A 17,336-nucleotide genomic window follows, 5' to 3' on the forward strand; every position below is an offset into this window, starting at 1 on the left:
TTAACGAGTGGATAAGTAGACGAGCTTGAAGTGAGAAGTGGGGGCTTTTATTATCAAAATGATAATAGAGTTTCAAATAGTCTATTTATTTTCACTTTTTATGTTTACCTTTGTTGCTAAATAGAACAGCTGAAGTAATTACTTAAAAGATGAACTTAGATAGTGAATATCGTGATGGATACCTCGTCTCTGTAGAGATGAAAAAAATCTGGGCAATAGAACTAGATTTGCTTAAAAAACTCGTTGATATTTGCCGGAAGCACGATTTGCGTGTATGGATAGAAGGAGGTACGTTGCTAGGAGCGGTGCGTCATCAAGGATTTATCCCTTGGGATGATGATATAGACGTCACGATGCCTCGTCCGGATTATGAAAAGTTGCGGCTTATCTGTGCTAAGGAATTGGAGGCGCCTTACTTTTTGCAGACTCCTTATAATGATGAACATTATTGTTGTGGGCACGCTCAGTTGCGTAATAGTAATACCACGGCTGTGCGTCCGAGCGATTGTTACCGTCCTTATAACCAAGGAATATTTATAGATATATTCATCCTTGATGGCATGCCCGATGATATGGTAGAACGAAAGCAGCTGGTTAAGAATGTCCGCAGACGTTTGAGATGTCTCAAGTCGATAGATTATCCCATCTTGCTCTCAGGACGTTTAGGGCTGTTGTTTCGCAAATACTGGTGGCGTCGCAAGGTGATGAAGTATGGATTTGCCCAACTATATCAGTATGTAGACGATTTGTTGTTGCAACATTCTTGGGATGATAGTCGGCAATTGGGACATGTGGCCTTTGCAGGAGATAGGTTTATATGGGATAAACACATCTTTGACCATACGACGATGCTATCTTTTGAGGGGTTACAAGTGCCTGCTCCGGGCGATTATGATGCATATTTGAAAGTGGTGTTCGGTCCCGATTATATGACTCCTGTCAAATGTCCGAATATGCATGGCGCCGTAGTGTTTGATACAGACCATAGCTATAAGGAACGGATGCCGGATATACGTCGGGCGTATAGACGCTCGGCAGTTAAACGATTACTAGCAAAACTATGAATATGAAAGAGCTAAAGAATTTGCTGAATTTTACAGTTGGACCGGTCATGTCGTCAGAGGCGGTTCGACAAATAGGCGGAGAGCAGGTGCCATATTTTCGTACCCCCGAGTTCTCGGAGCTGACATTTGATAGTGAGAGGCTTATCAAGCAGTTTGCGCATGCCGAAGATTCTGCAAGAGTATTGTTCTTGACCGGTTCTGGAACGGCTGCAATGGAAGCTACAGTGATGAATGTGCTGACTCCGACTGATCGTGTTTTGGTTGTCAATGGTGGTAGCTTCGGCCATCGCTTCGTACAACTTTGCGATATTCATGGCCTGAATTACACCGAGATAAAGGTACCTATGGGTAAGCAGTTGACCGAATTGATGCTTCAACCATTTGCCGGTCAAGGTTTTACTGCGCTCTTAGTCAATGTGGGAGAGACCTCTACGGGTGTACATTATGATATAGATTTGATTAGTCGCTTTTGTCAAGAGCAAGATCTTTTGCTTGTGGTTGATGCCATAAGCTCATTCTTGGCCGACCCGTTTGATATGGCGTCACTGCATGTAGATGTGATGATTACTGGTTCGCAGAAAGCTTTAGCGTGTGCACCGGGTATCTCTGTGGTGGTTCTAGGCGAAAGGGCTTTGGCACGTGTAGAGGGAAATAAGGTAAGAAGTATGTACTTTGACCTGAAGGATGCACTGAAGAATGCAGAGCGAGGTCAGACTCCTTTCACTCCTGCCGTCGGAATCTTACGGCAGATAAATGCCCGACTTCATGAAATAGCAGAGGCAGGTGGCGACGCCATAGAGATAGAACGAACCCGCTTGTTGGCAGAAGACTTCAGGCAACGTATCCGTCATCTGCCGCTTGAATTGTTTGCTGAATCTCCTTCGAATGCCGTCACTTCGCTTCATCCATTGCATGCTTCGGCTTATGATATATTTGTTTGTCTCAAAGATGAGTACCATCTATGGGTATGTCCGAATGGTGGAGACTTGCGCGATAAAGTGTTTCGCGTAGGTCATATTGGTGCCTTGACTGTGGAGGACAATACGGTTCTGATAGATGCTTTGAACGACTTGCATACCAGAGGAATATTATGAAAAAGGTAATTACTTACGGAACATACGACCTTCTGCACCATGGGCACATCAAACTATTACAACGTGCCAAGGCATTAGGCGATTATTTGATAGTCGGAGTGACTGCTGACACTTTCGATAGGTCGCGTGGTAAAATCAACGTACAGCAATCTTTGATAGAGCGTATTAATAATGTGCGTGATACAGGATTGGCCGATGAGATTGTCGTAGAGGAATATATAGGGCAGAAAATCGATGATATTCGTCGTTTGAATGTGGATGTATTCACGGTTGGGTCGGATTGGAAAGGTAAGTTTGATTACTTAAAAGAGTTCTGTGAGGTCGTGTATCTTGACCGTACAGAGGGTATCTCAAGTTCTGAATTGCGTTGTGAACAGCGCGATATAAGAATAGGTTTGGTGGGCGACTCGGCCATTCTAAACAAATTTGAGAACGAAAGTCACTATGTGAATGGTGTTACTATCAGTGGTGTGTGTACGAATAATGGCAGCTTGTTGGCTGAACGACTTCATCAACTGCCTTGTGTGACAGACCAGCTAGATGAATTATTGAATGTTTCTGATGCCATATACGTGATTTCAAAGCCCGAAATGCACTATGAACATATATACCGTGCCCTCGGAAAAGGAAAACATGTGTTGTGCGAAACTCCAATAACTATCAAGGTAGAGCAATGGTGTGAACTGCAGCAGATGGCAAAGGACAAGGGATTGGTGCTTGCCGATGGATTGAAGACTGCTTATTCTATGGCCTATGACCGACTTTGTTTATTGGCTAAGAGTGGGGCAATTGGGAAGGTAGTTTCGGTGGATGCCACTTGTACAAGCCTGCAAGACATGGAAAGAATGCGCGAAGGGAATGGTCCATGTCCATGGAATAGCATTTGCGCATGGGGACCTACGGCTCTATTACCCATCTTCCAATTGCTAGGGACAGACTATATAAGTAAGCAAATCGTTACACATCTGCTGGATGAAGAGTTGTTCTTTGACGCCTTTACCAAGGTTTCTTTTGTCTATCCGCATGCTGTAGCCTCGTTGAAAGTAGGACAGGGAGTGAAGTCGGAAGGCGAACTCGTCGTGTCGGGAACAAAAGGTTACATCTATGTTCCGGCTCCATGGTGGAAGACAGATTACTTTGAAGTGAGGTATGAGAACCCTGCTGAGAATAAACGTTACTTCTATCAACTGGATGGCGAAGGCATTAGATACGAGATATTATCGTTTATCAAATCCATCAAGTCATCGCGTAATGGATCTTATATAGACGTGAACACATCTGAAGCTATTATCCGTGTCATTCAAGACTTCTATGAAGGACGGGATGTTATCAAGATGTAGAGCCTATCTTTTACCTAATCTCTCGTGGATACCATCGCTATAGGCCTGCCACAACATGGGTAAGTCTTTCCATTGCCACGCCTTTGAGAAGGGCATGGTAAACAGAGCGGGAATGATATAACCAATCATTCCAATGAAGCTACGTAGGTAGCGAACGCCCCAATTACGGCCATAATGATGGTTCAGATAGGCCTCGTTGCGTATTTGGTAATATCGTTTCCACTTCTTTTTTTGATTGCGTGTGACCCATGTATCATCATTGAAGAACTTATGTTTGTCCATCAAGGCATCCGGAATATACTGTAAACGGAAGCCGGATAGATGGGCTCGTAGGCAATAGTCGGTGTCGTCGCAGAAGATAAACAACTCTTTGTTGGGTAAACCAATTCTCTCTACGACCGTGCGATTGATGAGTGGACCTTCGAAGTCGGCTCCAACAATCTCTGTGGCTTGGCTTATTTGCTGTTTGGCTAGTTTTCGTCCGTGCATGGAAGCTAATGGATTGGTGAAGTCGAATTTTTGAAATTCATGTGTAAACACTTGTCCGTCGAGTAGTCGTCGGGGCGAGAGTATGCCGATACTGGGTTGCTCTATGTATTTCAATAATTGTATTAAGCAGTCGGGGCGTGGGAAGACATCGTCGTCCATACACCATATCCAATCGGCTCCATCGGTATAAGCTCGCTGGATACCGGTATAGAATCCGCCACTTCCGCCCACATTCTCTTGGTGTATGACAGTTAAATCGGTTTGCTCATCAAGCCATTCGCAGGTTCCATCTGTACACCCATTGTCGACAACAATGACTTTTGAAAGGCCTTGTTGTTGGCGAAGCGAGGCTATACCGCGCTGGAGTAGTTCTATACGATTGTATGTTACGACTACGGCAATAATCTTTTTTATTTCAGTCATACGCCTACTTTGTCAATTGATTGATGGCTTCTTGCAATGCCTTTGTGAAGTAATGACCGTTCCGAAGCTGCTCGCTTACCCGATATACTTGCTTCTTCATCTCGTCGTATTGCACAGCTGTAATGCTTGGGAGTATGTCGTTAAGCTCTTCGAGAGAATCTATACAGATTCCGATACCTTCCTCTTGGACGACGTTTGCAAGGGCTGCTTGTCGCCAAATGATAATGGGAAGACCGGCACGGAGATAAAATGAGACCTTATGAGGGCTGTTCCAACGGAGGTATTCGCCGAAAGCTCCGCTGCAAGTACGAGTATCTGCACCATCCCAAACGAGTCCGAAATGTCCGTCTACATGCTCTATGAAGTCTTCGGAGGCCATAAATCCCTCTATCTTGACGTGCTTACTGTCTGCTAATCCGGGCAATCCGTTCTTGTTACCATAGATTACCAATTGATAGTTTTGTGCTTGTTTCGACATTAATCGTAGGAAGCTGTTCTTCCGTTCGGCTAATGCTCCGGCATATATAACGCGTGGACAATCGGTCAAGGTTGTTTGTTTCTGATGGATAGTATGACTTCGATAATCGAAGAGACTTAGCGAACCCAATGGGTGTTTATATCCTTTCGTGTGGAGCCATTGCTTCATTGTCTCGTTAGAAGCGATTACATAGTTAGCGCACATTAGTCGATCTATCTCTTGTTTTACGCCAAGTCGCTTCCTACGCATGGAACCGAGATCATGAATTAAGGCTATGGTTGAGGCGCCACGCAACTTTGCAAATCGGCAAATAAATGCAAAATATTTCTTGATAGGGTATTGAAGTACGATTAAATCTCCACGTCGTATCGTGCATATCGTCTTTAGAATGCCGGCCAAATCGAGAAAAAATGTCAGTATCTTACTGTTATAATAGGTTGTTGGCAGGCCTAGATTATGTGCCTGTAAGCCCCTAAGCGTCTCCTCGTTATCGGTTTTGGCTTTATTACCAGAGCCATTTACGCCTCGATAATTGCGTGATATGTAGCATAATCGTTTCTTTTTCATAGTTCAAGTTTAAAAGGGATGTTGTGTTTACGTTGATAGTTTATCCAAAAGCGACGGCGCAGTTTCAACGCTCTGTCAACGACTTCTTGTGGTATGATGCCCCGTTCTTCGGCATAATGTTGCATCAATAATATGAAAAAAGCTTTGGGTCCCCACATTCGTTTAAGGTTGTTGATACCCTTATTGATACTTACCGGGCCAAAGTACATGCGATTGGTGTCTACCAATGAGAACTTGAATCCATCCTCATCATGCTTCCACAGTATATTGCCGGGAGTGAAATCAAGGTGCATGATGTTCTTGTTGTGCATGCTGGCAGCTAGATGTGCAAGTGCTTTAGCCATGGGTTCGTATAGTTCAGGAGTAGCATTCCCCATATCATAGAGCGTATGTGGATAGTCGCATTGCTCACTAATGAAGTACGTATATCCCAATAATCCGGCCTGTCGTTCCTTTATATATGCGATAGGTGTGGGACTGTTGATACCGTTGCGCAAGAGTATGGCAGGGTATTCAAAGGCTCTCTGTCCCTTGGGTTTACGCAATCCGCATGAATATATCAATCGGTTCAGTCCATTGGGTACATGGTATCGTTTCACATTCAGCTTCTGGCCGTCGGGTGTTTCCATCACTTTTATCTCATTGCGGAGGTGATATATGGTAGTACCCTCGGCTTCGAAACGAGATGGAATACGCTCAATGTAGCTTCTCAGATATTCGTATGTAGGATTTAACAACATCATGCTTGCTTGCCTTCCATTCTTTTATTGTATTCTTCGTGCGTACGTTTCCATCGGTTATGGCTCCATAAATAGTATTCGGGATTGCGTCGAATAGTCTGTTCTAACAACTCGAAGAAACGGCGGGTAATCTCGTATTCGGGCAGCTCATTGGGCATTTTGGTAATGAGATGATACGTACAAGTGTAGTAACCGCGACGTGGTCGGCTCATCTCTACGTAATAAACGGCATTGTTTAGCTTCCTCATGAGGCGTTCACTACCGGTAAATACGGGTGTATCGTGATTGAGAAAAGGCAACCAAAGGTGGATATTCTCCCATTTTGGGGTTTGGTCTGATATATAACCGAAGAACGAGTTGATGCCTTGTTGCTTGTAGGCGAGTAGGTATCGGAGTGTATCTTGTTTGGGAATGGGAACTCCATTAGCTTGTGACGAACGTATGCGGCGGAACAATTCGTCAAAAAAATGATTGCTAAGAGGGTGGTAGACGAGTCCGCAACGGCTCTCTTTTGGTAATTCCATACCCACACATGAGAGCCATTCCCAGTTACAATAATGCCCTAGGATGGCTGCTACCGATTGTCCGTTATCGAAACATTCGATGATTTCTTGGGAGTTTTGGATGGTGAATCGATGCTTCAATTCCGTGTCACTGATGCTTAGCAACTTGATGGCTTCGAGTGTATAATCGCAAAACCAGTGGTAAAATCTTCTTTCGATGTGTGCTATCTCTGCCTCATTTTTGTCGGGGAAAGCAGTCGACAGATTCTTTCTAACGATTTCACGACGGTATCTCAATAGTCTGTATACAAGTAGATAGGCTATATCGGAGATACAATAAAGAACGCGGAAGGGTAGGAGCGAGAGGGTGTAAAAGACACCAAAAGCCAATTTCCTCCAAAATCCCAGCTGCTCTTCGTGTTGGAGTTGGGACGCAGAATTCGTCGTTTGACAGTTTAGTCTCGTCATGTTTGTATTCTCAGTATAGTCTTATTTACTCTCTCTTTCTTAGCGATAAGAGTGGGGAAGTCCCCTTATTTCTGCATTTCGTTCAGTTTCTTGTAGTATCCGTCTTTCTCTATCAGCTCGTCATGCGTGCCACGTTCCACGATACTTCCGTCGTGCAACACGCATATTTCGTCTGCATGTTTGATGGTAGAGAGGCGGTGTGCCACAGCAATCGTGGTACGTGTGCTCATCAAGTGTTCCAATGCGTCTTGTACCAGACGTTCACTTTCGGTATCAAGAGCACTTGTTGCTTCGTCCAGAATAAGAATGGGCGGATTCTTTAAGATAGCTCGTGCAATGCTTACACGCTGTCGTTGACCGCCCGACAGTCGTCCTCCACGGTCGCCGATGGATGTATTATAGCCGTTCTCCGACTGTATAATGAACTCGTGGGCATTCGCTATTCGCGCTGCTTGTTCTACTTGTTCAGGCGTAGCATTGTCGGTTCCGAAAGATATGTTGTTGAAGAACGTGTCGTTGAAGAGTATTGCTTCTTGGTTCACATTGCCTATCAATTGTCGTAAATCGTGGATTCCTAGGTCGCGAACATTGACTCCGTCGATGAGTACTTCGCCTTCTTGAACATCGTAGTAACGCGGAATGAGGTCGACAAGGGTAGATTTTCCGCTACCACTTTGACCCACCAAAGCTACTGTTTTACCCTTCTCTATCACGAGATTGATGTCGCGTAGCACCCATTTCTCGGCATATTTGAACGATACATGGCGGAATTCTATCTGATGTTTGAAGCTACTGATATGCTTCGGATGGTCTGTCTCTTTGATGGAAATCTCTGCTAATAGAATTTTATCTACGCGCTCCATCGATGCCAAACCTTTCGGAATGTTGTATCCGGCCTTTGAAAATTCCTTCAAAGGATTAATGATTGAGTAGAGTATTACGAGGTAGTAGATGAACGTCGGACCGCTGATAGTCTGGTTGTTTAGTACTAGTATACCGCCAAACCAAAGCACAATGACTATCATAACCGTCCCTAAGAACTCGCTCATGGGATGTGCCATCTGCTGTCGGATATTTACTTTCATGATGTTATCGCGGTATTCCGAGTTGATACGGTCGAACCGTTGGTTCATCTTCTCTTCTGCACAGAAGGCCTTGATGATGCGTAATCCGCCGAGAGTTTCCTCTACTTGACTCATCGTATCGCTCCATAAAGCCTGTGCTTTGATACTTTTGGCTTTCAGTTTGCGCCCTACATAGCCCATCAACCAGCCGAACAAGGGGACGAAGATGACTGTAAACAGGGTCAATTGCCAACTTATAACAACCAACGTAGCAAAGTAAGCGATGATGAGGATTGGGTTTTTGAAGAGCATATCAAGGCTCGACATGATGGAACTTTCAATTTCCTGCACGTCTCCACTCATACGGGCAATGATGTCACCTTTACGTTCTTCTGAGAAGAAAGAGAGTGAAAGGGCATTTATTTTACGGTAAAGTTGATTGCGTATATCGCGTACTATACCGGTTCTGATGGGTATAATGGTGGCCGACGATAGGAAATATGCCCCTGTTTTCAGGAATGTCATGAGTGCCAAAAACAGTCCGATGATGAGCAATGTCGTCGTTGCACCCATATCGCCTATCATCGATTGCACGTAATAGTTGACATTATTGCTCAGCACTTCTTTTGCTGAGGCGTCGTCCCATGCCATCAATGCCGTTACTTTTGTGGTATCTCCGGTATTAAAGAGAATCTGTAATATCGGGATTAATGCGGCAAACGAGAAGATATTTAGTACTGCCGAGAGGATGTTAAACATCACCGATAGTATCAAATACCGCTTGTATGGCGGCACAAATCGTTGTAATATCTTGAAGAATTCTTTCATTTATTCTCGGTCAATCCAATTCTCTATTTGGAGATTTGGGATTCTTTCCAAATGTTTAGTATTCTCTGTTACCATCACACATTGATTGATGATGGCCGTAGAACCTATCAATAAATCAAAATTGTCTATCAGATTCCCTTGCTCCCTTAGTAAAGCTTTTGTTTCAGCAAAGACCTCCAAGCAGTCATAGATAGGTAAGACGTCGAAGACTTTAATAAGCGATGAAATCTCATCTCTATTGCGTGGATTCTTACCAACGGCAGCACCATATAGCAACTCGGCCACTGTTATTTCTGAGATATAGCAATTCTCAATACCCACACTTTCTATCTTTTCAGGAATATGATATTTATTCTTGAAATAAGAAATGCAGATATTTGTATCAAGCAAATATTTCCGTCTAGTCATTTAAAGGAAGTATTTCGCGTTCGTAATCGGCTTTTCTACCTTCGGCAATGGTTTCTTCGATAGTATCCATACTCGGATCATTCTCCCAAACACCTGCCAACTGTTTGAAAAGTTTATATCTTTCAGTCTGCTTTGCCATATTATTCCTTTCTTTTCTAGCTTCTTCGATGAGCCTTTCTCCAAGTCACTGCTTATTACAATAGCTTAGTGAAAATGAATTGATATAATCTAATAGATTGTTGAGTGGAACTTGTGCCTGCATAAAATCTCCTTTTTATTCGTCTTCCTTGCAAACTTACACAAAAGTTTTGATATTCCATACAATGCGAGGGATTTATCATTGTGAGGCAATGCACAATAGGGATGTAGCAAGAATGATAAATGCTAGCACTAGAGATGGCATGTAGTCTGTCTCGCAAGGTCTCATACCGATGATTGGTAGACTGGCTATAGGGAGACGGAGTACACTCCGTCTCTACTGTTCGACACTGCTTTTTATAGGTGTTTTTGTTGGCGTTGAACTTACACTTCTTCTCCAAACAGTGTGGCACTCGTGCTTCCGGTGATTCTCACTTTCACGAATTCACCGATATGATGGTTGCCTTTATCGAAGATGACAGCCTTGTTTTGTTCGGTTCTACCCATCAATTGCTGGCGACTGCGTTTGCTGAATCCCTCTACAAGTACTGTAAATTCCTTGCCTTCATCCTTTTTATTCTGCTCGGCACTGACCTCTGTTTGCAATTGTATCAACTCGTTCAAGCGGGCAATCTTTTCTTCTTCCGGCACGTTGTCGGGTAAATGTTTGGACGCATAAGTACCCGGACGCTCGCTGTATTTGAACATGAAGGCCGAGTCGAAGCCTACCTCGCGTACCAACGATAACGTCTCTTCAAAGTCGGCACGGCTCTCGTTGTGGTAGCCGATGAATATATCGGTGGTGATACCGCATCTGGGGATGATGCGACGGATATTGTCTATCATCTTCAGATACTCTTCGCGGGTGTATTTGCGGTTCATCAGTTTGAGCTGACTGTTGCTTCCACTCTGTGCCGGGAAGTGGATATGCCGGCATAGGTTGGGCTCTTCGGCGATGGCATACAGGATGTCTTCGCTCATGTCTTCGGGATTTGAGGTGGTGAAACGTACGCGCATGTCGGGTACCGATTGCGCTACTGTCCTCAATAGTTGGGCGAATGAGGTGCTGCCTTCTTCGCGTTTGCCCGATGGCGACAGTCCGTAGCTGTTCACATTCTGTCCGAGTAGTGTTACTTCTTTGAATCCCTTGTCGTGTAGGTCGCGCACTTCTTTCAAGATGCTTTCTACATCTCGCGAGCGTTCACGGCCACGGGTGAAGGGCACAATACAGTAGTGGCAGAAGTTATTGCAGCCACGCATGATGCTCACAAAGCCACTCACATGGTTTCCACCGATACGTTGTGGCACCACATCGCGATAGGTCTCGGTCTTTGAAAGCTCGATGTTCATGGCCTTATGACCTGTCTCTACTTGCGCAATCATATCGGGCAGGTTCAGATAACTGTCGGGGCCGCATACCAAATCGGCATGGTGATTGTTGATTAAGTTGTCTCTCACGCGTTCAGCCATACAGCCCAATACGCCCAAAATCAGTTGTCTGCCTTTCTTTTGTTCGGCATGTAATGTTTCTAATCGGTTGTAAATCTTGTTCTCCGCATTCTCTCTGATGCTGCAAGTGTTCATGAATACAGCGTCTGCTTCGTCTTCTTTCTCGCAGATTTCGTATCCTGCCATCTGCATTACAGAGGCTACTACCTCGCTATCAGCAACGTTCATCTGACAGCCGTAGGTTTCTATATATAATTTCTTCATCCGTTTTAATTGGTTATATGGATCATCTGGGATGTGAGTTATCCGATGCAAAGATAGCACAAACGAGCGCAATGAAAATTTATTTTCAAATTGCCGAGTGCAGTTTAGCTTATGCAAAGGTAGTGTAAATCAATAAGATAAGCAAGTAAACGACTTCTTTTGTGATGATGACCAAGCTACTTGTTGATACACATTTAGTCTTATTCTCTTGTGGAATGAATAACTAATAAACTCAAAAACTTATGAACTCAATTTGCTGCAAAGGCGAGGCAATATTGCTGCAAAGCCCGGACAGCGTTGCTGAAGAACCGAGGCAGAAAGACTGGGGAGGCACTGCAAAAGCCCCTCTCCAACCATCTACAGCCCCACCCCAACCCTCCCCAAAAGGGGAGGGAGATGGTTTTAAGTTGACAAGTAGACGAGTTTAGGTTTTAGTATTTAAGTTTTTGAGTTTATAAGTTTTAAGTTGTGGAATCGAAAAGGCTCATCTCTTTCTCCCTCTTCTTTTGGAGAACCATCGGTCATCGACCGAGTAGTCGCAGTCGACTCAACCGGTGCGATAGAAAACGAGGGAGATAATGGCGGGGGAGAGACTCCTGTAGAGACGGAAAGTTTTCCGTCTCACAAGCAAAAGGGTGCAAAAAACAAGTCCCATCTTAGCTCTTTCTCAAGGGGAAGAATGTTGTATTGAGTTGATAAGTTATGGGTTGGGAATTAAGTTCATGAATTTTTGAGTTCATGGGTTCTTTGTTCTTCCTTCCTCTTTGGGGAGGGATAGGTTGGTTTTTATGGTATATGAGATTGGTGTACACACCATCTCTACAAAGCAAATATAAAGGTCATTGCTGGTCTTGTTTGATGGATTCTATCAGTCGGGCGAACATTTCGCGCATGCCGTAAGCCGGTTTCCAGCCCAAGGCCTGCATGCGCCCGGTGTCCAATCGCAGCTTAGTGGTGGGCGAGTAGCCCATTCCCTCGGTCAGGTTGACGACTACTTGCACGATAGGATTGAACTCGTGGCAGAGCATGCGAGCCATGTCGACGATAGAAATATAGGTCTCTTCGTTGGCTATGTTGTAAGCCCGACCGCTTTCTCCTTGTGTCGCAAGACAGAGCATGGCAGCCATGGCGTCCGTCGTGTAGCAATAGCAGCGGCTCAATTCGCCTGTGGTGTGCAGTTCAATGTCGCGACTGTCGATGATGGCGCGGGCAAACTGGGCAAACACCCGGTTGTCGTCGGCTGCCACACCGGCTCCAAACGTCTGTGCCAGTCGGGCTATCCTGACAGGCAGTCCGTACTCGGCGGCATAGGCATGGCATAGGCATTCGGCCGCGCGCTTGGCCATGGGGTAGCTGCTGCGCGTGTCCATAGGGTCTAAGAATCCCTGCCGGTCTTCGGTCAGCGGTGTGGAATCGTCGTACACCGTGCCGTAGACTTCGAGCGTAGATGCATAGACCACCGACTGCACGGCATGTCTTCGGGCATACTCAAGCAGCGTGCGTGTACCGTCGAGGACGGTCGTAAAGGTCTCCGCGGGATGTTCCACGAAGTAGCGCGAGGCCGTGGGAGCAGCGAAATGGATGATATGTGTGGGTGCCTCGTTGGGCAGGAAGGGCAGCGAAGCGGCGAAGTCGTAGACATAATATTGATGCTGTGGCGTGGCCGCACCGAGCAGCTGGGTGGCTTTTTCTAGGTTTCTCACCACGCTGATGATGCTGATATGGAGCTGTTGTTGCTCGTTGAGAGCCTGCAGACAGCGTACCATGCACGAGCCAAGGAGTCCGGTGGCACCGGTCACCATGATTCGGCTGCCTCGCAATGCGCTACCGTCAAAGTGGGCGGCAAAGCGGAGAAAGTCTTCTTTCTGGACGTTGTTCATCGTTTAGAGTCCGAATATTTGTTGGTCTTCGTGTACCTTCACCATCGCCCGGAACACGAAGAAGTCGGTCGGGGTGGTAATCTTGATATTCTCCATGGGACCGATGACGGTGCCTAGCTTGTAGCCATAGTGGCTCATCATGGTGCATGAGTCGATGAAATCGTGCAGCCCCTCGGCGATAGCCCGTTCGTGGGCGGAGAGAATGTCAGACAGTTTGAAACTCTGAGGTGCGCGTGCTATGAGCGAATCGGAGCGCGAGGGAATCTCCAAGGATCCATCGGGCTGGCGCACGATAAAGGTTTCTGTGGCCGGGATGCACGTGATGCAACTGCCGCATTCCTCTACTTTGCGCAGGTTGTCGGTGATAGTCTGCTCGGTAATCAGGGGGCGCACGCCGTCGTGGATGAGCACCGTGGCGTCGGCTTGGGCTATCTCCTGAGCTGCTTTCAGGCCGTTGTAGATGGACGCCTGTCCCGTCTGGCCGCCGGGAACCATCTTGACCACCTTGTTGATTTCAAACTTACGCAGTTGCTTTTCGAGGAAAGGTATCCAGTTTTCGATACATGCTACCACGATGGCATCAATCTCCGGATGGTTGTCGAACAGCTCTAATGTATAGATGATGATGGGTTTTCCGTTGAGATCGAGAAACTGTTTGGGGCGCGACTTGGTGTGCATGCGCAGGCCGGAACCACCGGCAAAAATCACAGCTATATTCATATCGTGAGATGTTTTTAGTCGTAGAAGACGATGTCTATCTGGTGTCGGTCGCGTTTATCGCGCGGTGGCAGATCCATATAGTTGCCATACGCGATGCGACAAAGCTCTTCGGGATTGGACGGTCCTTCGAAGGTATGCCCCTCGAAGACGATGGGTTTGTGCGGAACCATGTATTTCTTAGGGTTCTGCTCGTAGAACCATGCGCCGTAGGAGTGCATGTAGAGTTCGGGATTTCCAAAGCACCTACCGATGAGACGGAATGCAGGGAACACCACATGATGGAGTGTCTGATAGGTCATCTGTGCCAAACGGGGGTGCGAACCGGCCAGATAGAGGTTGGTGTTGACCGACAGCTTGGCGGCCAGATGCTGTAACCATGGAATCATGTGTCCCTCGTACGGGAAGATGTCGACGTGCAGTCCGCGGAATTTCTGGGCTTCGTGCATGCGCCGGTCTTTGCTGCCGGCTGCCGCGGTACTGCGGTTTTCGCTCTTCAGGTCGCGCAGACACGACCACTCTTTGTAGAATCCGGGGTCGGTATCGTTGTCTTGTAGCACGTATTGAGGATGTGGATGCATCTTCAGATAGCGGCATAGTTTCTTGTAATCCTTGTAGCTCAACACCATGTCTATATCGTCATCCCATGGGATAAAGCCTCCGTGGCGCAGCGCACCGAGTATGTTTCCGCCGTCGAGTCGGCATGCCACGCCTATCTTCTGGGCCGTTTCTTGCAGGTAGATGGCCATGTCGAGCATGCGAAGTTGTGCCTGTCGCAGCACCGAACCGTCAGGATTGTAGTCGCGGCGTAGGGTCTCGTCGGTCTCGCCCGTGTTATATTGTTTCGTCATTTCAAGTCTGTTTTTGGCAATTTACTTCTTCACCCAAAGGCGATAGTTGTACATTTGCATGATGGGATAGAGGAGGGCACGCAGCCATTTTACGATTCCACCACCCGGAGTTTGGAACAATCGGCTGCGATGTCGGATGAAAAAAGCGGTCAAACGAGCGTAGGCTATCAGCCCGTTGCCCAATTGTAAGCGAATGAGGCGGCATCCTTCGTCGTATATCCAAGTGTTCGGATGAATCTCACGAAACAGTGCTTGTCGGCCTCGGAAGTAGCGTTGCAGATGAGGTTTGGCCTTTGTGTAGTTGCAGAGTGACCATTTGAGGATGCGAAAGGCATTGCCTACAGTGGGTAGACTGCCACTGTATGCCACGTAGGTGGCCGCATTGGCATAGCGACGCTGGTGTACCAGTACCTTGTCTACAAATACAATGCTGTCGAAAGCGGCTGCCGTCATGCCTAGAATGGCATCGTAAAGCGAGATGCCATAGATAGGATTATCTTGGGGTAACAGCTCTATCAAGCGACGATTGATGAGCATGGTGTGACCGGGAAGGCTGGCAAAAAGCAATCGGATGAGGCTGGTGTTGGGACGACGGGCATCGAACGAGGCAAACGAACCGTCTTCAGAGAAAGGCTTGGAAAAGCAACTACACAGCAAATGGTCGCCAATGGCCACTGCTTGTTGCTCAAGTTTGGTAGGCTCCCACAGGTCGTCTTGGTCGCAGATAGCAATCAAATCACCAGTGGCTTTGCGTAGTGCACCGAAGAAATTGGAGTTGACGCCCTGCCCATCTTCATTCACACATACCTTGATAAACGGATAGTTGGCGGCATATTCTTGCAATATGGCCATGGTGCGGTCGGTGGAATGGTCGTCTTGAATGATAATCTCGTCGGGCAGTAGAGTTTGGGTGACAAGCGTATCTAACTGTTCTTTCAAAAACAGTTCGCCATTATAGGTGCACATCACCACTGAGATACGCTTTTTATCCATTGTTTTTCGCCCCTAAACACGGGTATTGGTTTCATGCAAAAGTACCATTAATATTTTAATATTCAAAAGAATTTACTACTTTTGTAGCTTGAAGCAAGACTCGAAATAACACTGATTTACATGAGTTCATTGAAAGAAAAAACCGCCAAGGGATTGTTTTGGGGAGCCGTGAACAGTGGCTCTACCCAATTGTTGAATGTTGTTATTGGTGTTTGTCTGGCTCGTTTGCTTGATTTGTCTGATTATGGTATCGTGGGTATGTTGACCATCTTTACGGCCATCGCAGGCAATTTGCAGGACAGCGGGTTCTCTACTGCTCTCATCAATCTGCCCAAGATACGGAATCGCGACTATAACTCCGTGTTTTGGTTTGGCGTCTCGGTGAGCATTACGCTGTATGTAATTCTGTTTTTCGGTGCGCCGTTGATAGCCGATTTCTTCCATCAACCCTGCCTGATACCGTTGTCCAGATTCATCTTTCTCACCTTTGTACTGGCCTCGCTGGGCATTCCTCATAGTGCCTATATGATTCGAAACTTCATGAATAAGGAGAAGGCCATCATGGGATTTGTGGCCTTGGTGGTGTCGGGAACAGTAGGTATTGTGTTGGCTTTCAATGGTTATGGCTATTGGAGCTTGGCTTGGCAACAGTTTCTCTTCATCCTTGTCTTGGATTTAGGCCGGCTGTATTATACACGCTGGTTGCCCACCTTTGAGTTCGATTTTGCCCCTATCCGCTCTATGTTCAGTTTCAGTAACAAGATATTGATAACGACAATGATCGGCACCATCAGCAATAACTTTCTCACATTCATATTCGGTCATCTCTTTACGGCGAAGACAGTGGGTAGTTTTACGCAGGCTTATAAGTGGGATACGATGGGTTATTCGCTCATCTCGAACACCGTAGCACAGGTGGCTCAGCCTGTTTTTGCGCAGGTGGGAGATGATAGGAGCAGGCTTAAAGGCGTGTTCCGGAAGATGATGCGGTTCACGGCTTTCCTCTCATTCCCGTTGATGTTCGGGCTTTGCATCGTCTCGCGGGAGTTTATCGTCGTCACGATCGGAGCGAAATGGATGGCCAGTGTGCCGCTGTTACAGATACTATGCGTGAGCGGTGCGTTCTTTCCTTTCTATACATTGTATCAAAATTTGGCCATCAGTCATTCGCGTTCCGACATTCTGATGTGGTGTAATGTGGGGCAAATCGCCTTGCAACTCATTTTGATATTGGTGTCGTCGCCCTATGGTATACAGGCGATGGTCGTGGTATATTCCTTGTTCAATATCGTGTGGTTGGGTGTATGGCAGTGTGTTGCCAAGCGTTTGGCCGGCATTGCCCTACTCGAATTGCTCCGCGACGTAGCGCCCTTCTTCCTCGCGTCAGTGGTGGTGATGGGGCTGACCTATGTCGTTACGCTGCCTATCCGTCCTCTTCTGCTTTTGCTTATCGTCAGAATCGTGCTGGCAGGTGGTCTCTATTTCGCCGTCATGAAAGTGGCTCATGTCGCCATTCTGGAAGAGAGTATGGGGTATTTGAGGAAAAGGCGGTAAGAATAAGAGGTTTTATGTCTTATA

Annotated in this window: 16 protein-coding genes; 4 read left to right on the forward strand and 12 right to left on the reverse strand. The window is 46.4% G+C overall.

The features are described 5' to 3' along the window. Window positions 1–149 precede the first annotated feature (149 nt). From HMPREF3034_RS04160 to HMPREF3034_RS04170, 3 genes are read left to right on the forward strand one after another with little or no spacing between them, the layout of a single operon-like run. The gene (locus HMPREF3034_RS04160) at window positions 150–1,064 is read left to right on the forward strand and encodes a LicD family protein (RefSeq protein WP_062433459.1); all 915 of its coding nucleotides are present in this window, start codon (window positions 150–152) and stop codon (window positions 1,062–1,064) included. Then, window positions 1,061–2,158 carry a pyridoxal-phosphate-dependent aminotransferase family protein gene (locus HMPREF3034_RS04165; RefSeq protein WP_082721686.1) on the forward strand — a complete coding sequence of 366 codons (1,098 nt, stop codon included), beginning with the start codon at window positions 1,061–1,063 and terminating at the stop codon, window positions 2,156–2,158. The genes HMPREF3034_RS04160 and HMPREF3034_RS04165 overlap by 4 nt, the downstream gene beginning before the upstream one ends. Then, window positions 2,155–3,498 carry a Gfo/Idh/MocA family oxidoreductase gene (locus HMPREF3034_RS04170; RefSeq protein WP_062433462.1) on the forward strand — a complete coding sequence of 448 codons (1,344 nt, stop codon included), beginning with the start codon at window positions 2,155–2,157 and terminating at the stop codon, window positions 3,496–3,498. The genes HMPREF3034_RS04165 and HMPREF3034_RS04170 overlap by 4 nt, the downstream gene beginning before the upstream one ends. A gap of 3 nt (window positions 3,499–3,501) precedes the next feature. On the opposite strand, the gene HMPREF3034_RS04175 is transcribed toward HMPREF3034_RS04170, so the two are convergent. The 12 genes from HMPREF3034_RS04175 to HMPREF3034_RS04225 form a co-directional block, all read right to left on the reverse strand. Then, window positions 3,502–4,410 carry a glycosyltransferase family 2 protein gene (locus HMPREF3034_RS04175; protein ID WP_062433465.1) on the reverse strand — a complete coding sequence of 303 codons (909 nt, stop codon included), beginning with the start codon at window positions 4,408–4,410 and terminating at the stop codon, window positions 3,502–3,504. 4 nt (window positions 4,411–4,414) lie between these two features. Then, window positions 4,415–5,455 carry a glycosyltransferase gene (locus HMPREF3034_RS04180; protein ID WP_062433468.1) on the reverse strand — a complete coding sequence of 347 codons (1,041 nt, stop codon included), beginning with the start codon at window positions 5,453–5,455 and terminating at the stop codon, window positions 4,415–4,417. Next, the gene (locus HMPREF3034_RS04185) at window positions 5,452–6,198 is read right to left on the reverse strand and encodes a lipopolysaccharide kinase InaA family protein (protein ID WP_062433469.1); all 747 of its coding nucleotides are present in this window, start codon (window positions 6,196–6,198) and stop codon (window positions 5,452–5,454) included. Before HMPREF3034_RS04185 ends, HMPREF3034_RS04180 begins: the two co-directional genes overlap by 4 nt. Then, window positions 6,195–7,166 carry a lysophospholipid acyltransferase family protein gene (locus tag HMPREF3034_RS04190; protein WP_082721687.1) on the reverse strand — a complete coding sequence of 324 codons (972 nt, stop codon included), beginning with the start codon at window positions 7,164–7,166 and terminating at the stop codon, window positions 6,195–6,197. The genes HMPREF3034_RS04185 and HMPREF3034_RS04190 overlap by 4 nt, the downstream gene beginning before the upstream one ends. A gap of 65 nt (window positions 7,167–7,231) precedes the next feature. Beyond that, the gene (locus HMPREF3034_RS04195) at window positions 7,232–9,058 is read right to left on the reverse strand and encodes an ABC transporter ATP-binding protein (protein ID WP_062433476.1); all 1,827 of its coding nucleotides are present in this window, start codon (window positions 9,056–9,058) and stop codon (window positions 7,232–7,234) included. Further along, window positions 9,059–9,466, reverse strand: a complete 408-nt coding sequence (locus tag HMPREF3034_RS04200; RefSeq protein WP_062433479.1) for a type II toxin-antitoxin system VapC family toxin — start codon at window positions 9,464–9,466, stop codon at window positions 9,059–9,061. It lies immediately after the preceding gene. Then, complete coding sequence (locus tag HMPREF3034_RS12520; RefSeq protein WP_156431034.1) at window positions 9,459–9,605, reverse strand: hypothetical protein; 147 nt, start codon at window positions 9,603–9,605, stop codon at window positions 9,459–9,461. Before HMPREF3034_RS12520 ends, HMPREF3034_RS04200 begins: the two co-directional genes overlap by 8 nt. 383 nt (window positions 9,606–9,988) lie before the next feature. Then, the gene (gene miaB / locus HMPREF3034_RS04205; protein ID WP_062433482.1) at window positions 9,989–11,317 is read right to left on the reverse strand and encodes a tRNA (N6-isopentenyl adenosine(37)-C2)-methylthiotransferase MiaB; all 1,329 of its coding nucleotides are present in this window, start codon (window positions 11,315–11,317) and stop codon (window positions 9,989–9,991) included. An 839-nt stretch (window positions 11,318–12,156) separates the two neighbouring features. Beyond that, on the reverse strand, window positions 12,157–13,197 hold the full coding sequence (locus tag HMPREF3034_RS04210; RefSeq protein ID WP_062433485.1) for an NAD-dependent epimerase/dehydratase family protein: 1,041 nt from the start codon (window positions 13,195–13,197) through the stop codon (window positions 12,157–12,159). 3 nt (window positions 13,198–13,200) lie between these two features. Beyond that, window positions 13,201–13,917 carry an IspD/TarI family cytidylyltransferase gene (locus HMPREF3034_RS04215; protein WP_062433497.1) on the reverse strand — a complete coding sequence of 239 codons (717 nt, stop codon included), beginning with the start codon at window positions 13,915–13,917 and terminating at the stop codon, window positions 13,201–13,203. Window positions 13,918–13,931: 14 nt separating this feature from the next. After that, window positions 13,932–14,765 (reverse strand): LicD family protein, encoded by an 834-nt coding sequence (locus HMPREF3034_RS04220; RefSeq protein ID WP_036896846.1) that lies wholly within the window; start codon window positions 14,763–14,765, stop codon window positions 13,932–13,934. A 21-nt stretch (window positions 14,766–14,786) separates the two neighbouring features. Then, on the reverse strand, window positions 14,787–15,758 hold the full coding sequence (locus HMPREF3034_RS04225; RefSeq protein ID WP_062433500.1) for a glycosyltransferase: 972 nt from the start codon (window positions 15,756–15,758) through the stop codon (window positions 14,787–14,789). A 120-nt stretch (window positions 15,759–15,878) separates the two neighbouring features. Between HMPREF3034_RS04225 and HMPREF3034_RS04230 the strand changes: the two genes are divergently transcribed. Then, window positions 15,879–17,312, forward strand: coding sequence for a lipopolysaccharide biosynthesis protein (locus HMPREF3034_RS04230; protein WP_036896849.1), 1,434 nt, complete (start codon window positions 15,879–15,881; stop codon window positions 17,310–17,312). Window positions 17,313–17,336: the final 24 nt, after the last annotated feature.

It is taken from the genome of Prevotella sp. DNF00663, assembly GCF_001553265.1.
In the GTDB taxonomy this organism is placed as follows: Bacteria; Bacteroidota; Bacteroidia; order Bacteroidales; family Bacteroidaceae; genus Prevotella.

Bases quoted from the DNA above. Each gene is read 5' to 3' on its own strand.
- HMPREF3034_RS04160 (WP_062433459.1), top strand. From the start codon at position 150: ATGAACTTAGATAGTGAATATCGTGATGGATACCTCGTCTCTGTAGAG.
- HMPREF3034_RS04165 (WP_082721686.1), top strand. From the start codon at position 1,061: ATGAATATGAAAGAGCTAAAGAATTTGCTGAATTTTACAGTTGGACCG.
- HMPREF3034_RS04170 (WP_062433462.1), top strand. From the start codon at position 2,155: ATGAAAAAGGTAATTACTTACGGAACATACGACCTTCTGCACCATGGG.
- HMPREF3034_RS04175 (WP_062433465.1), bottom strand. From the start codon at position 4,410: ATGACTGAAATAAAAAAGATTATTGCCGTAGTCGTAACATACAATCGT.
- HMPREF3034_RS04180 (WP_062433468.1), bottom strand. From the start codon at position 5,455: ATGAAAAAGAAACGATTATGCTACATATCACGCAATTATCGAGGCGTA.
- HMPREF3034_RS04185 (WP_062433469.1), bottom strand. From the start codon at position 6,198: ATGATGTTGTTAAATCCTACATACGAATATCTGAGAAGCTACATTGAG.
- HMPREF3034_RS04190 (WP_082721687.1), bottom strand. From the start codon at position 7,166: ATGACGAGACTAAACTGTCAAACGACGAATTCTGCGTCCCAACTCCAA.
- HMPREF3034_RS04195 (WP_062433476.1), bottom strand. From the start codon at position 9,058: ATGAAAGAATTCTTCAAGATATTACAACGATTTGTGCCGCCATACAAG.
- HMPREF3034_RS04200 (WP_062433479.1), bottom strand. From the start codon at position 9,466: ATGACTAGACGGAAATATTTGCTTGATACAAATATCTGCATTTCTTAT.
- HMPREF3034_RS12520 (WP_156431034.1), bottom strand. From the start codon at position 9,605: ATGGCAAAGCAGACTGAAAGATATAAACTTTTCAAACAGTTGGCAGGT.
- miaB (WP_062433482.1), bottom strand. From the start codon at position 11,317: ATGAAGAAATTATATATAGAAACCTACGGCTGTCAGATGAACGTTGCT.
- HMPREF3034_RS04210 (WP_062433485.1), bottom strand. From the start codon at position 13,197: ATGAACAACGTCCAGAAAGAAGACTTTCTCCGCTTTGCCGCCCACTTT.
- HMPREF3034_RS04215 (WP_062433497.1), bottom strand. From the start codon at position 13,917: ATGAATATAGCTGTGATTTTTGCCGGTGGTTCCGGCCTGCGCATGCAC.
- HMPREF3034_RS04220 (WP_036896846.1), bottom strand. From the start codon at position 14,765: ATGACGAAACAATATAACACGGGCGAGACCGACGAGACCCTACGCCGC.
- HMPREF3034_RS04225 (WP_062433500.1), bottom strand. From the start codon at position 15,758: ATGGATAAAAAGCGTATCTCAGTGGTGATGTGCACCTATAATGGCGAA.
- HMPREF3034_RS04230 (WP_036896849.1), top strand. From the start codon at position 15,879: ATGAGTTCATTGAAAGAAAAAACCGCCAAGGGATTGTTTTGGGGAGCC.